The 14734-nt window shown below is 57.4% G+C and carries 10 protein-coding genes and 1 tRNA gene; 5 read left to right on the forward strand and 6 right to left on the reverse strand.

The window, feature by feature from the left end; translation table 11 throughout:
• The first annotated feature begins 383 nt into the window (after positions 1-383).
• Entirely contained in the window at positions 384-3572 is a 3189-nt protein-coding gene (locus tag JW799_RS11755) for an efflux RND transporter permease subunit (RefSeq protein ID WP_080833295.1), read from the forward strand.
• Between the two features lies 1 nt (position 3573).
• On the forward strand, positions 3574-4470 hold the full coding sequence (locus JW799_RS11760) for a TetR/AcrR family transcriptional regulator (RefSeq protein ID WP_205429942.1): 897 nt from the start codon (positions 3574-3576) through the stop codon (positions 4468-4470).
• Between the two features lie 76 nt (positions 4471-4546).
• Here JW799_RS11760 and JW799_RS11765 read toward each other — a convergent pair whose 3' ends face one another.
• The 6 genes from JW799_RS11765 to JW799_RS11790 all read right to left on the reverse strand — a co-directional run bounded on the left by JW799_RS11765 (position 4547) and on the right by JW799_RS11790 (position 11498).
• Positions 4547-5422, reverse strand: coding sequence for an aldose epimerase family protein (locus tag JW799_RS11765; RefSeq protein WP_205429944.1), 876 nt, complete (start codon positions 5420-5422; stop codon positions 4547-4549).
• Between the two features lie 78 nt (positions 5423-5500).
• The gene (locus tag JW799_RS11770; RefSeq protein WP_205429946.1) at positions 5501-6109 is read right to left on the reverse strand and encodes a DUF3298 and DUF4163 domain-containing protein; all 609 of its coding nucleotides are present in this window, start codon (positions 6107-6109) and stop codon (positions 5501-5503) included.
• A 90-nt stretch (positions 6110-6199) separates the two neighbouring features.
• Positions 6200-7159, reverse strand: coding sequence for an SPL family radical SAM protein (locus tag JW799_RS11775; RefSeq protein ID WP_338026259.1), 960 nt, complete (start codon positions 7157-7159; stop codon positions 6200-6202).
• Between the two features lie 82 nt (positions 7160-7241).
• On the reverse strand, positions 7242-9164 hold the full coding sequence (locus JW799_RS11780) for a sensor histidine kinase (RefSeq protein WP_205429948.1): 1923 nt from the start codon (positions 9162-9164) through the stop codon (positions 7242-7244).
• A complete protein-coding gene (locus JW799_RS11785; protein ID WP_205429949.1) occupies positions 9161-10756 on the reverse strand; it encodes a 7TM diverse intracellular signaling domain-containing protein in 1596 nt (531 codons plus the stop codon). Before JW799_RS11785 ends, JW799_RS11780 begins: the two co-directional genes overlap by 4 nt.
• Positions 10757-10832: 76 nt before the next feature.
• Positions 10833-11498 carry a response regulator transcription factor gene (locus JW799_RS11790; RefSeq protein WP_080833284.1) on the reverse strand — a complete coding sequence of 222 codons (666 nt, stop codon included), beginning with the start codon at positions 11496-11498 and terminating at the stop codon, positions 10833-10835.
• A gap of 181 nt (positions 11499-11679) precedes the next feature.
• Between JW799_RS11790 and JW799_RS11795 the strand changes: the two genes are divergently transcribed.
• The 3 genes from JW799_RS11795 to JW799_RS11805 all read left to right on the forward strand — a co-directional run bounded on the left by JW799_RS11795 (position 11680) and on the right by JW799_RS11805 (position 14716).
• The gene (locus JW799_RS11795; protein ID WP_080833282.1) at positions 11680-12789 is read left to right on the forward strand and encodes an HD-GYP domain-containing protein; all 1110 of its coding nucleotides are present in this window, start codon (positions 11680-11682) and stop codon (positions 12787-12789) included.
• A 37-nt stretch (positions 12790-12826) separates the two neighbouring features.
• Positions 12827-12902, forward strand: a tRNA-Thr gene (locus JW799_RS11800).
• A gap of 365 nt (positions 12903-13267) precedes the next feature.
• Positions 13268-14716, forward strand: coding sequence for a transposase (locus tag JW799_RS11805; protein ID WP_205428726.1), 1449 nt, complete (start codon positions 13268-13270; stop codon positions 14714-14716).
• The last annotated feature ends 18 nt before the right edge of the window (positions 14717-14734 follow it).

Here is a 14734-nt window from a genome sequence, read left to right on the forward strand (position 1 = left end):
CGCGCCTTCGATTCAAATGAGTCGTAGGGACTCATCTGAGCCCTCCATGCGCATACGGCCGCCCGCAGTTGGATAAAAATTACCCAACTTGCCGCTTCCGCCTGCGCGGAGTCGGACCCAAATGAGTCGTAGCGACTCATCTTAGCCCTCCATGCGCATACGGCCGCCCGCTGGCCGATTCCGTGGAGGACGGCAAGCGGGTTTCTGACCTCCGCCCTAACTCCGAATCGAACAATCGGTCGAAAAAATTTTGAAACGCCAAGCGGAATGGGCCGTATATGAGGATAAAACTCACGCCCAATCTGTATCGAACGCTTCATTTGTAATTCGACCGTTCGTTTGATACGATGGCGAGGTGAGCCTAAAAGACAAGGAGTGGAGAGATGAAAAGCGTTATCAAGTTCTCATTGAACAACAAGTTCGCCATCTGGTTGTTCACTATTATTGTCCTCGTTTCGGGCTTGTACTCCGGCTTGACGATGAAGCAGGAGAGCATGCCCAATTTGTCGTTGCCGTTCCTTAGCGTGACGACGGTCTATCCGGGGGCTGCTCCCGACTCGGTCGTCGAGGACGTTACGGCTCCGTTGGAACAACGGCTGCGCAACCTGGATAATGTCAACAACGTCACCTCCACCTCGATGGAGAACGCATCGAACATTATGATTGAATTCGAATTCGGTCAAGATATGAACAAAGCGGTGACCGACGTTCGCGAAGCGCTCGATCTGGTCGAGCTGCCTTCCGGGGCGCAAAGTCCGAGCATTTCCAAGTTTTCGATCAATTCCTTTCCGATCCTTTCGCTGAGCGCGGCGGGGGGAGAGGATCTCGAGCACTTGACGAACATCGTCGACAGCGAAATCAAGCCGGCTCTCGAAGAAATCGAAGGCGTGGCGTCGGTATCGGTAGCGGGTCAATACGTGAGGGAAGTTCAACTGACGTTCGATCAGGCGAAAATGGCCCAGTACGGCTTGACCGAAGATACGGTGTCCAGCCTCGTACAGGCGGCGGCGGTCAAAGCTCCGCTCGGCCTGTTCCAATTGGACGATTCGGAAAAATCGATCGTCGTGGACGGACAAGTGACCTCGATCGAAGAGCTTCGCAACCTGACGATCCCGGCCGTCGGGGGAGCCGCTTCCGCGGGCGGCGCGCCGGGCGGTGCCGGCGGAGCTGCCGGAACGGGAGCCGCAGCGCCCGGAGCGGGCGCAGGCGCACCGGGGACGGACGCCGGAGCGGCGGGGACGGGCGCGGGCGCGCCTGCCGCGCCAATGGGCTTGCCGACCGTCAAGCTGGGCGACATCGCGACGCTGGAGCTGGTCGGCCAGGCGGAATCCGTATCCCGCACGAACGGCAAGGAATCGATCGGCATTCAAATCGTCAAAGCGAACGACGCCAACACGGTCGAAGTCGTCAATGCGGTCAAGGATGAAGCCGAACGTTTCCAAGAGAAGTATCCGGACATGGAATTGGTCGTTCTCCTCGACCAAGGCAAGCCGATCGAGGAATCGGTCCTGACGATGCTGGAAAAAGCGCTGTTCGGCGCCATTTTCGCCATCATTATCATCCTCTTGTTCCTGCGGAATATCCGCTCGACGATCATTTCCGTCGTCTCGATTCCGCTGTCGCTCATTATGGGCGTCCTCTTGCTCAAGCAATTCGATATTTCGCTCAATATAATGACGCTTGGCGCGATGACGGTCGCGATCGGCCGGGTCGTCGACGACTCGATCGTCGTCATCGAAAATATTTACCGGCGAATGGCTCTCTCCGGCGAAAAGCTGAAAGGCAAAGAGCTTATCCTGGATGCCACCCGCGAAATGTTCATGCCGATCATGTCGTCGACGATCGTCACGATCGCGGTCTTCCTGCCGATCGCGCTCGTCAGCGGTTTGGTCGGGCAGCTGTTCCTGCCGTTTGCGCTGACGATGGTGTTCACGCTGCTCGCTTCCTTGCTCGTGGCGATCACGATCGTGCCGATGATGGCGCATTCGATGTTCCGCAACGGCGTCAAAGCCGGCAAAGCCGACCACCACGAAAAGCCGGGCAAAATGGCCGAAGGCTACAAAAAGATGCTTGCCGCCACCTTGCGCCACAAAGTCGTGACCGTCGTCGCGGCCGTCGCGCTGCTCGTCGGAAGCTTCTTCCTCGTGCCGCTCATCGGGACAAGCTTCCTGCCGGAAGAAGAAGAAAAATATATGATGATCACGTACAGCCCGGAGCCGGGAGCGCTGCTTGACGATGTGACGAATCGGGCGCTGCAGGCGGAAAGCTTCTTGCTTGAGCAGCCTGACGTCACGAGCATGCAATATTCGATCGGCGGAGGCGGAAATCCGCTCGCGATGGGCTCTTCGTCCAATTCGGGGCTGTTCTATCTCCAGTTCGATCCCGACGTGTCGGAATTCGAAGCGAAAAAGGAAGCGATCGTAACCGAACTGCAGCAGAGAGTTCCGGAAGGCACGTGGAGCCAAATGGATATGACCGGCGGCATGGGAGGCAGCAGCTTCAGTCTCGGCGTATACGGAGAATCGCTGGAGCAAATCAAGCCCGTCGCCGATCAAGTCGCCGAAATCATGAAGCAGGATTCCAACTTCGAGGATGTCGAGACGAGCTTGTCCGAAACGTTCGGCCAATATACGCTCGTGGCGGACCACGACAAGCTGAGCCAGTTGGGCCTTACGGCCGGGCAACTGGCAATGAGGCTTATGCCGAACCACGAGAGACCGATCTTGACCACGGTCGAGGAAGAAGGCCAAACGTATAACGTTTACGTGCAGGTAGACAATGAAACGTTCGGCTCGATCGCGGACATCGAAAATGCGACACTTCAGTCCCCGCTCGGGGTGGAAGTGCCGATCAAGGATGTCGCGACCGTGGAGGAAGGCACCGCGCCGAGCACCGTTACGCGCGAAAACGGCCGGATGGTCGTCACGGTAAGCGGCGCAATTACGTCCAACGACGTGGGGGCGGCATCCGCCGCCGTTCAGGATAAAGTGGACGAGATGGACTTGCCGACCGGCGTCGAAGTCAAAATCGGCGGCGTTACGGAACAAATCAACGAAACGTTCAGCCAGCTTGGCTTGGCGATGGCCGCGGCGATCGCGATCGTGTACCTGGTGCTCGTGCTGACGTTCGGCGGGGGACTCGCTCCGTTCGCGATCATGTTCTCTTTGCCGTTCGCCATTATCGGCGGCCTCGTAGCCTTGTGGCTTGCAGGCGAAACGCTCAGCGTATCCGCGCTGATGGGCGCGCTCATGCTGATCGGGATCGTCGTCACGAACGCCATCGTCCTGATCGACCGCGCCATCCACAACGAGAAGGCGGGCATGACCGTGAGAGAGTCCTTGCTGGAAGCGGCCGGAACGCGTCTTCGTCCGATCTTGATGACGGCGCTCGCGACGATCGGTTCGCTGCTCCCGCTCGTCTTCGGAATCGGAGGCGGAGGCGGCATCATCTCCCGCGGCCTTGCCGTTACCGTCGTCGGCGGTTTGATCAGCTCGACGCTTCTGACGCTGTTCATCGTGCCGATCGCTTATGAGGTGCTGATGAGATTCCGCCGCAAACCTAGGGAAGATTAAGATGAGCGACAAAAAGCAACAGGTGCTGGAAGCGGCGTTGAAGTGTTTCTCGCACAAAGGGTTTCAGGCCGCATCGATGCAGGACATTGCGGATGAGCTCGGGATGGCCAAAGGCTCGCTGTACTTTTATTTCAAGTCCAAGGACGATTTGCTGCTGTCGGTCATCGGCTTTTTTACGGAAAGATTCATGGCGGGGCTGAGGGAGCTGTCGGAGGATCGGCAGCTTCCCCCTCGGGAAAAGCTTCGCTTTCAGCTTATCCGCAACCTGGTCACCCTTCGGCAGGAGCGGGGGTTCGCGGAAATGCTGCTGCGGAATCCCGGAATCGGTTCGAACGCGGAAATTCGCCAAATCTTCCAGGCTTTTCAGGTCCGGTTCATCCTGTGGTACCGCCAGCACATCGTCGAAATTTACGGCGACGAGGGGGAGCCTTACGCCTGGGACGGCGCGGCCCTGTTCGGCGGCATGACGACGGCGTACATGGGGCGGATTTTGAAGGACGACCTTCCGTTGAACGAAAATCGGCTGGCCAATTTTTTGATGGATCGGCTGGATGATGTCATGAAGGGCATGATCGGCAAAGGGGAACGGCCGCTGCTGAATCGCGAGGACGTCATCCCGCACTCCGAAGAAGAGGAGGATGCGTCCGACCCCGGCTACGAAGTCCGGCTCGCCTTGCGCGACCTCCGCCTGGCCGCGGAGAAATCGCACGAAAAGCGGCCGGAGGAGCGGAACGCGGATTTGCTCGGGAGCTTGACCCTGCTGGAGGAGGAATACGCGAAGCCGATTCCGGACCGCATTATCATTCGCGGTATGCTGGCTTACATCAAGGAATTGATCCCGCCCGAGTGGGAGGAGATGGTCAAACGTCTCGAAACGGGTCTGAGTTTTAATCGGTAGCGGCATAGCGGCAAAGGGCCTCCGTCCAGTCGATCGACGACTTGACGGAGGCCCTTGTTTTTGCATCGGTTTCCCTTTAGCGGTACGAAAGGACAAAATCCAACTCCAGCGTCTCTCCCGGCCGGAGCATGATCAGCTCTTCCTTCCGGTTCAGCGCGCCGTTCAACGCCGTCCACGGCTCCACGCAAATGAAAGGCTTGCCTTCCACCGACCAGAGGACGACCGTCTTGAACTGCGGGCTGTAATCCAGCTGGATCCGGCCTTCGTCGCCGAACGGAAACGCGATGGTCGGCGTTTTGGGATCGAGAAGGGCGACCGATTCGACCAAGCCGGCAAGGTCCACGGTTCCTGCAAACGGCTTGATTTGCCCGTCGTTGTAATCGAGCAGCCGCGTGGCGTCCGACTCGTAGAAGAAGCTTTTGCCGGGGCCTGTGGCAAAGTACGGATGGAAGCCGGCCTGAACGGGCATCGGGCGGTCCGACAGATTGCGGTAGGCTTGGCGAATGGACAATTTTCCGTCTTTTAGCCTGTAAGAGAACGAAAGCTCGAACCGAAACGGATAGGAGGCAAGCGTCTCGTCGCTGCTTCGCAGCTTCAGCGTCAGCAGCGCTTCCCCGTCGGTGCCCGTTTCGGCGACTTCCCAGGCGGATGTGCGCGCGACGCCGTGGTTGCGCATGGAATAGACCGTTCCGTCCCATTCGTATGTTCCGTCTTCGAGCTGCCCGCAAATCGGGAACAAAATCGGGATGCCGCCGCGGACGTTCGCTTTCGGATCGAGGAACGTGTCCCGATCCAGGTACAAGAGCTCCTGCCCGCTCAACCTGCAGCCGATGACGATGCCGCCCCGCTCCGGGCATATCTTCACGCTGGAGCTTGTGGCGTCTTCCTTCAGCTCGTAAATAAGAAAAGTATCGTCGTAGGAATCGATCTCGTATGGTTTGGATGCCGTCATCTGGTTCCCTCCTTTTCCCTTATTATAGAACTTCCGCAGGGCGCATGGAAGAAAGGGAGGGAACGAGCGCGAACCGCGTCAATACAGCATGTGCCCGAGCGGCCCTTCCTCGTCGATAATATCTTCGATTTCGTATACCGAAATCGGGAAGTAAGGGAAGCCCCAGGCGTAGGGGACGATGGCATAAAGGGGAAAATAAATGACCAGCGCCTTGTCGGCGATGTAATAATCCTGATCCTCCGTTATTCCCGGATATTCGCCGAGAAGCGGAAGATCCCGGGCCTTGATCTGGGCCCGAATGATGGAGTCCAATCGCTCGGCGTAATCGCTGTCGGGCTTGAACAATTCGTCGAGCGAGTAGCTTCGGCCGGTTGCCGCATCGAAGGTGAGCGATTTCTGCAGCGTATTTCCGTGGGCGCCGCCCGTGAAGGCGTAGTTCAGCAAGGATAGGCTAAGGACGCCGCGCTGGTTGTTTTTGATTTCGAAGGTGCCGTCCATTTCCTGAATATCGTCGCTGGGATAGCCTTGATCTTTCATTAAGGCGCGGGTTTCCTCGACGATCGCGGCGTTTATCTTTTCCCGGGCTTCCTCGTTGGTCCCGCCGGCCACGGCGGGCACGTTGATTTTGATATTCGGCTCCGCGATTTGCGAGACGGAAATCGGCAGCATCAGCGTTTGTCCGTTCATCCCGTCGTCCCCTTTCTGTCATGGGCTGTCGCTTCAGCATATGCGCGATCGGCGATGGGCGTTCGCGAGGGGGGATGCCGCAAATTCCCGTCAGAACAAGGTCAGCTGTTCCGGAGCGCAAGGAGCGCACGGAGCTTGCGCAGAAGGGACTTCAGCGGCTGGGTTGGAAGCGGAGTCGCGTTCCGGTTCGTAGAAATCCCCGCCGTTCATCCCGTATCGCCTGAAGCAGTCGGCCAGACGGGCTTTGACGGGGCGGACGTACGAATCCGGCAGTCGCGAAGAACGCCAGTACAACCGGCCATAGCGTTCCGCCAGTTCCGGGTAGCCCTGTCTCAGAACGGAAAAAAACCAGCTTTTCACTTCGGGGGTGGACAAACGCAGAAACGAAGCCATCACCTGCCGAATCCCGTGATCCGCGCATGCCGACAGGAGCGATTCCACGGCTTCCGGCCGATCGGTCAGGTAGGGAAGCATCGGCGCCATGAAGACGTGCGTTTCGATTCCCGCTTCGCGAAGCGCGCGGGCGCAGCGAAGACGTTGGAGAGGGGCGGGCGTTTGCGGTTCGAACGCGCGCCATATTTGCGGGTCGAGCGTATGCAGGCTGATATTGACGGAGACGTCAGGGAGCCGCCGGAGCAGGTCCAGATCGCGAAGCACGAGCGGGGAGCGCGTCGTGATGCTGACCGGGACGCCGAACTCGGCCAGCGCCTCGAGGCAGCCTCGAGTCAGCAGGGCCTTGCTTTCCAATTGCTGATAAGAGTCGGTCGCGGTGCCGATGGCCACCGAAGAAGGAAGCCTTGAAGCGGCGGCCATACGGCGAAGCTCTTGGCGCAGCAGCGACGGCGCATCCTCCTTCCAGAAAATGCGATGCTGAAACGCGTCGTCTGCCGGCTGTCCCAGAAAGACATGGGTGCTGCGAGCGTAGCAAAAGCTGCATCCGTGCTGGCAGCCGCGGTACGGATTGATCGACCAGTCGAAAGGCATGGATGGGGCGCGGACCGCGTTCAGCACCGTTTTGCTTTTCATCGGTTCGTATTGCGTCTTGGCCACTTGCGCTCTCCCCCTGTAACCAGTGATAAAGGGAGTTTACCAAACATACGTTCCCGTGTAAAGGAGAGAAAGCTGGAAACGGCTACGCAGGCAAAGCGAGCGTTAGAATGCAGCCCGGGTTGCCGGGACCCAGCTCCATTCGGCCTCCCAATTCGGCGACGCGTTCGGCCATCGCCTGCAAACCGAAGCCGAATTCCGTCGGGGAATAGGTATTGCCGTCGTTGGCGAGCCGAAACACGATCTCCCCGCCGGCCATCGTCAGCGAAAAATCGAAGCGGCGGCTTTCCCCGTGGCGGATGCCGTTCGTCAACCCTTCCTGCAGCGCCTGGTAAAGCACCCGCTTTTGCAGCATACTGAGCGAATCGGGGACGGCTTCCAGGCGGCAGCCGATGAAGACTCCCGTAGACTGCTTCGTCTCCTCGATCAAGGCATGGATGGCTTCAAGCAAATGAAATTCCGGCGTCTGATTTTCCACGATTCGGGAGGAAAGCCGGATTTCTTCGAGTCCTTTGCGTACCAGCTGTTTCGAAGCGTTCAATTTGTCCAGGGCCGTCTTCGAGTCCCGGCGAAGCAGCCTTTTGGCCGCTTCCAGCTGCACGATGGTCGCCGTCAGGGCATGCCCGACCGAATCGTGAATCGATCCGGTAATCCGGCGCCTTTCCTGAAGCAGCATCGTTTCCGCCATCGCTTCGGCCGTTTCTTTGGCGGATGCCGCGAGAAGCGCGTTGGCTTTTTCCAGTTCGTCGGAGCGTTCTTTCAATTCTTGCGTCCGATGGGCCACCTTTTGTTCGAGGGAACGGTTAAACGCCTCCAGCTCCCGGTTCATGATGCCGAAACGGTGCAGAATCACTCTGACGATGCAAACGACGAAGACGAACAGCCCCCAAAACAGCATGTCTTCCGGAAAATACCGCATCGGCGCCGACATCCATCCGGGCAAAGGAGAAAATCCGGGAATGATCATAAACCGAAAGACGTGCACGAGCGAGACGGCGGCCATCGAGGCGAAGCCGGACAACAGCCAGATCGATTCCAGGTCTTTTCGTTTGCGGTAGGCGGTCCCGAGCGTCCAGATGATGAAGATCACCGTGACCGGGAACGACGGAAGAAAAGGGAACAGGATCAGTTTCGGATACCAGTACGGGCTCCAGACGGCCGCTACGAGAATAACGCTTCCGACAATCAGCATGGCGTTTCGCATGAAAATCATCGTTTTGCGGTAAATGCCGGGGAACAGTTCCGTCATGACCCCCAGGAACGCGCCCGTTCCCAAGGGCATGAACACGTCCACGAAGTAGGTGATCCACCGGTAGTCCCATAGGAGCTGCAAAGAGAAGTTGTGCATCGCGCAAGCAGTCCCCCCGGAAAAGCAGAGGAGAAAGAAGTAGCCGTACAATTTTTCGCGGCGGACCGCATACAGGGAGATCGACACGAACGAGCAAAACAGGAAAAGGGCGCTGAGCACCAGATCGTCCGTGTCTTTGCGGATCATCCAGCGGATATGGTCCGAACGTTCGCCGAGACGGACGAGAGGCTTCGCGATGCTCGAACGGTTCGTCGTCAGCAAGTAAACCGCATCCGGCAAAGGCGCGGGGACCCGGGCCAGGTTCCATCGGGCGCCCAAATTGATTCTGTCATTTCGCGCTTTAATATCGAATGTATAGGTGAAATCTCCGTCGGCCCAAACCCGGACGCTCGCGGTATTGGTAATCCATAAATACGGATCGTGAAGGAGCATGTCCGGAAGAGGGATTCGCACCCAGTAATTGTCGGCCTCCTTTTCCTTCGGAAGACCCGCGGGGAACGGCGTCCAGCCGTCGGAAGGGGGCGCCGCCTCGTCAAAGCCGGCGGCGGCGGCCCATTCCCAGTTCTCCCTGTCGAGCCTGACGACGGATTCGGGAAGCCGAACCGACGACAACGCCAATCCGATGGCGACAAGGACAAGGGAAAGAGCGGCGATCATCCGGAGCAAGGGGAGATGGCGGCTCAGGCGGTTGTTTTTCATTTTTCCGTTCCCCCCGTCTGGCTCCTGCTCCATTCCGAATTCGGCGGCGGCGCGTCATCCTTGAGCAGGCGCACCGATTTCCGAATCGCTTCGAGTCCTTGGCGAACCGTTTGCTGGGTTTTCTCCAGCCGGCTTTCGGCAAGCTCCGCATTGTCGTCCACCGCCTGTTCGGCTTGTTCCATCTGATCGATCGACGCGGACAGCACGTGGGCGACGCGGCCGTGGATTACGCCGACGATGCGGTTTCGCTCCTCGAGCACGAGGGCTTCGGCCATCGTCTCCGCGTTCTCCCTCATCGAAGCCGCCAGTTTTTCATTCGTCTTTTGAAGCTGGGCATTCCGTTCCAGGATCGCGGCCGTGCGCTCGCGCACTTTATGTTCAAGGGTGCGGTTGAACTCCGACAGCTCCCGGTTGACCTCGTCGAAGCGATGCGCGATGACCCGTACAAGGCAGAGCAAAAACAACAGGAGACTGAAGGACATGAGGTCTCCCGGAAGCTTGCTCGCGGCGGGAACGATTCGGACGATTTCCGCGGCCAACTCCGGCGAATAATACCGGATGACGTGAACAAGAGCGACAAAGGTGACGACGAAGCTGCCGGACAGCATCCATACGGATTCGATATCCCGGCGTCTCCGGTAAATCGAACCGAGCGCGTAAAACAATTGGGCCGCGACGATAAGAAAGGCCGGCAGCACGAGATAGTTGATGATCCAAGCGTAAATCGCCTCGTCCGCCAGCGCCGCGGCAAGCGTCGCGACGAAAAAGCCGAACGTCGTCCGTCGAAGGCGGTTCAGCAAACGGGAGTGGATGGGATGAAACAGCACGCAAAACGTGCCGATGAACGCAAACACGCCGAGCGGAAAAACGGCTTTTTCCAGGTAGCCGATCCATGGCTGGTCCCACAAGTACTGCAAAAAACGATTGCGGGCAAAGGAGCCGTAAGCCCCGCACGCGGCAAGCAAAAAAAAGTAAAAGTAAAGACGGTCGCGGCGGGATCGGTAAAGTCCGAACGCGATAATGGCGCAAAAAAGCTGCAGCGCCCCAATCGTTATCGAAACAGCGCCTTCGCTGAAAATTTCCGTCACCATCTCATGCTTGTCCAGCAGACGAACGGAGGGCATCGTGCCGGACAACTTGCCGTTATCGAGAAAGAGCAGGACCTCTTCGGGAACGGGCTCGGGAAGGGGAACGAGATTCCAGTGGAAAAACGGATTCAGCCGATGCCCGGACCGTTCCGGCGAATAGGCGTACAGGAGCTCGTTATCAACGTATACTTTCAAGCCGTAAGCCCCGAAAATCCAAAGCTGCGGTTCCCGAGCGTCCGATTCGGGCAAAGGAATGCGCAGCCAATAGGGCTCGGAGGCGGGGACGGAGCCGCTATCGCCGAAGGAGCTCCAGGCATCGCTAGCAAGGGCAGGGGCATTCGCGCCGGAAAGCGCCGGAGCCCAGCTCCAGCCGCCGGTATTCAAGGGAGGGGTTTCGCGGTTCGAAAACGAGGACAGAGGCCAGACGAGAGCGATCAAAAGCACGCCTAATCCCAACAAGATTCTCAGCAGCGGCAGATGAACGCGCCATCCGGTTTCTCTCACTTGTCTCGCGGCTCCCTTCGGGCAAACAGTCGAAATTAATTGTAACCCGAAGGGGAAAAATGTCCAGTGACCCTCGTCATGTGACCGTCATCTCTTTCAGCCAAATCACCGCCAGCGTGCGGTCGTTCGTGCCAATTTTATCGTAGATGGTGCTGATGTAGTTTTTGACGGTGCCTTCGCTCATGAACAGCAGCTGCGCGATTTCGCGGTTGGTCCGGCCTTCGATCATCAGGGCGACGATGCTCGCCTCCCGTTCGGTGAACCGGACGTTTCCGAGCTCCGGCGAACGCGCCTTGGCGGGCGACAGCCGCGCGGACGAAGAGGCGGAGGATAACCTTGCGGCCAGCTTGGCGGCGATGCTGGCGGGCAGCATCATTTCGCCCGCGGCGGCGTCGCGGATCGCCTGCAGCAGCTTGTCGCTGGCGATGTCTTTGAGAAGGAATCCGACGGCCCCGTTTGCCAAAGCTTCGATAATATATTCGTCCTCGTCGAAGGTCGTCAGCATGAGCACCCTCGTCTGCGGCGATTCGGTTCGCAGCCGCTTGACGGCTTCGATTCCGTCCATGACCGGCATTCGAACGTCCATCAGCACCAAATCCGGCGCGTATTGCTGAACCAATTGGCATGCTTCGGCTCCGTTTTCGGCGGTCGCAACGACTTCCATGTCGTCCTCCAGCTGTAAAATCGTTTGCAGACCGTCGCGCATGAGCGTCTGGTCGTCCGCGATGATGATTCTGAGCATGGCCGCATCCCCTCTCTTCTACTGCTATTATAAGGTACGAACCTGCCGCATGTCATGACAATATGGATGACGCCCGTCACTGGTCATATGACGTTGACGGTCCGTATTCTAGAGGTAATCGCCGGGACGAAACGTTTCGTTCCGCAACGAACCGGGAAGAATACCAAGGAGGACCACACCTATGATCATTATGCCGACGTTTCAATGCCGGCCGGGCATGAAGTTGGGACGATCCGTGTACTCGGAGCAAGGACAAGTGCTCGTAAAGCGCGGATTCGTGTTGTCGGAGCATGTTATCGTTCGTTTGCATAAAATGGGACATCCCTTTCTTCACGTCGAGGAAGAAGGGACGGAAGATATTTCGCCCGATCAGGCGGTAGGCGAAGAGGCGATGAACGTGCTGCGGGGCGCGGTCGTTCAGGCCATAAACGAATTGAACGACGGGAAACGAACGTCGCTGAGTCCGGAAACGGTGCGTTTTTGCAGCGACGCCGTCTCCTTGCTGATCAAAGGGATGGACCGGCGCAATCGGCTGATTTTGCCGATTCATGACTATGCCGTTTTTTCGGACGAGCGCCGCCAACGTTTTTTGGAAAATGCGGTCAACGTCGGCGTGTGCGTCACGAGGCTTGCGATGGAAGAGGGCTTGCACGGAGAAGAGCTGGCGGCGTTGGCCGCCGGGGCGATTTTTCACGACATCGGGCTTTTTCGTTCCGGAAGAGATGGCAAGAACCGGGCGCATACGGAAGAGGGATACCGGTTGCTGAAGGACAGCGGTTTTTCGGAGCTGACCGCCCATTGCGCGTTGTTTCATCACGAGCGGATGAACGGCAGCGGATACCCGTTCGGACTGGCCGGAGCCCGCTTGCCAGACAACATCCAGTGGGTCGGGCTGATCGACGAATTCGACGGGCTGATTCACGGGCGGAACAAGGGCTGTCCCATGCTTCCTCACGAGGCTTTGGAAGTGCTTTACGGCGGGGCCGGCACGTTGTACGACATCGACAAAGTCCGCCGGCTGCGCGATAAGCTGGCGCTGTTTCCGGTAGGAACGACCGTCCGGTTGAATACCGGCGAGATCGGCGTCGTCTCCCGCCTGCACGAGGACAGCAAGCAGCGGCCGGTCGTCCGGATTATCCGCGGCGCAAGAGGCGAGCCTGTCGCCCGCCCGTTCGAGGTCGACCTGAAAAGATGCCTGCATGTCATGATCGGAGAACTGGATCGGCAGTCCTTCTCGGAGGATAATTTTGGCATCCCGAGTCCCGCAAAAAAATTAATAAAAAACGCTTGACTTTGATGCCTCTGTTTAGTATTCTATAAGAGTGCTCGCTGATGTAGCTCAGCTGGTAGAGCAACGCATTCGTAATGCGTAGGTCGGGGGTTCGAATCCCTTCATCAGCACCACTTAACCTCTCAAATGCGGCGCGGTTTCCGGTTTTCCGGGACCGCGCTTTTTGCTTTCATTAAAGAAGTTCGGTTTGACATTCCGAAGTTTTGTTGGTAGACTTCCTTAAGTGTAATTATTACAATTAATCGAAAAGTGTTTTGTTTTTATTTTTTCGCTTTAATCGTAATTATTACAATTTAAACGAAGGACACCGAACAACGCCATCTGCCAACGCATTCGATCGCTTCCGTTTGGAAGAGGGAGGGAGTACAAATGAATCGCCCCGTTTTAAAAGTCCGGTGATAAAGTCCGCGTAAGCAGGCTTTTATCACGGTTTTGTCGAATTAATATCGTAACACGACTATCGAAAGAGTGATTAGGTATGAAAGCCCGCAAGTCATCGGCTATCCAGCCTCAGATGTTCCAATTCGTGGATATGGATGAACTCGTGCCGAAAAAGCACATCCTGCGCCAACTGAACGAAGCGCTTGATTTTTCCATCGTTCATGATTGGGTGGCGCCTCTATATACGGAACGTACCGGCCGCCCGGCGGCTGACCCGGAGCGGATGGTTCGACTGATGCTGCTTTCGTATTTGTTCAACCATTCCGAACGGGAATTGTATCAACTGTTGCCCATGCATGCGGGCTATTTGTGGTTTTGCGGACTGGATTTCGAATCCGTCGTGCGCCCGGACTCATCGCGGCCGTCCCTGCCGGATCGGACGACCTTGGTGAAGACCCGGAAATTGTGGCGAACGCACGGTGTTTTTGAGAAGCTGATGAAACATGTCGTCGATCAGTGCATCGCCGCGGGACTGGTCCAACCCGATGTGCATGTCGGCGTCGACGGCACCCAGGTACGGGCCAACGCATCCATTCACAGCTTGAAAGAAATCACCCTGGCCCCGGTGGAGTCGATTGAAGACTATTTGGCTCGCATGGCCCGGCAAGATGAAGAGACCGGTGGTGTCGCCCATGATTCCGATGATGACCGACAGCCGCCCGCACCGCCCGCGCAAAAAGAGCGGCTGCTGGAAGACGAAGCGACGCATGAAGATTTTCATGGCAAAACGTTCTCGAACAAGACCCACCGCAGCGTAACGGATCCGGATGCCCGCTTGTACAAAAAGAGCAACGGTCAGGAAGCGCATTTGCGGTATTTGGTGCATGATGTGACGGATATCAAATCCGGCGTCATTCTGTCTACGCAAGCGAGCATCGCGTCCGGAACGGCTGAGCGTGAAACGAGCTTGCGGCAGCTCTTCGCGATCCGTTTTGCCCATCCGCAAATCCGGATTCGGACGCTTTCTGCCGATAAAGCCTACGGTACGACAGATTATCTGCAAGCGTTGTTCGAGCAAGGGATTGTTCCCCTGGTTTCGCTTCGCAACCTGACACTGGAAGATGTACCTGCTTGGAAACGTCAAACGAACGATCCGGAGAAACAACGCAAACGGCTGGCCAAAATCCGGGAAATCCAAATTCGAAACAAAGCCAAACGAATTCAGCTTATGGGTTCTTACCGTCATCTGCAAAAGTTGCGGACGCGGTGCGAGCATGTGTTTGCCGAAAGCAAAGTCGCGCATGGCCTGGGCCGCGCACGGAGCCGTGGATTGGACTGCATGCAAGAGCAGGCGGTGCTCACGGCCATCGTTCAAAATCTGAAAAGACTGTGCCGGTTTAAGAAAAAGCGACCACAAACCGGTGTTTTGGCATGTCCAAAACCGAAATCCGTGATGATGGAGGCAGTGTCGGACCTGCTCATTTCGGCGCTGGTTGGGTTGTTTTCCTCTTTTTTTATGCCGAAGAGACGGTTACAACTGACCTAAATCACCGGACTTTTAAAG

Source organism: Cohnella algarum (genome assembly GCF_016937515.1).
Classification (GTDB): domain Bacteria; phylum Bacillota; class Bacilli; order Paenibacillales; family Paenibacillaceae; genus Cohnella; species Cohnella algarum.

Excerpts from the sequence above, each read along its gene's own strand:
- JW799_RS11755 (WP_080833295.1), top strand. The coding sequence starts at position 384 with ATGAAAAGCGTTATCAAGTTCTCATTGAACAACAAGTTCGCCATCTGG.
- JW799_RS11760 (WP_205429942.1), top strand. The coding sequence starts at position 3,574 with ATGAGCGACAAAAAGCAACAGGTGCTGGAAGCGGCGTTGAAGTGTTTC.
- JW799_RS11765 (WP_205429944.1), bottom strand. The coding sequence starts at position 5,422 with ATGACGGCATCCAAACCATACGAGATCGATTCCTACGACGATACTTTT.
- JW799_RS11770 (WP_205429946.1), bottom strand. The coding sequence starts at position 6,109 with ATGAACGGACAAACGCTGATGCTGCCGATTTCCGTCTCGCAAATCGCG.
- JW799_RS11780 (WP_205429948.1), bottom strand. The coding sequence starts at position 9,164 with ATGAAAAACAACCGCCTGAGCCGCCATCTCCCCTTGCTCCGGATGATC.
- JW799_RS11790 (WP_080833284.1), bottom strand. The coding sequence starts at position 11,498 with ATGCTCAGAATCATCATCGCGGACGACCAGACGCTCATGCGCGACGGT.
- JW799_RS11795 (WP_080833282.1), top strand. The coding sequence starts at position 11,680 with ATGATCATTATGCCGACGTTTCAATGCCGGCCGGGCATGAAGTTGGGA.
- JW799_RS11805 (WP_205428726.1), top strand. The coding sequence starts at position 13,268 with ATGAAAGCCCGCAAGTCATCGGCTATCCAGCCTCAGATGTTCCAATTC.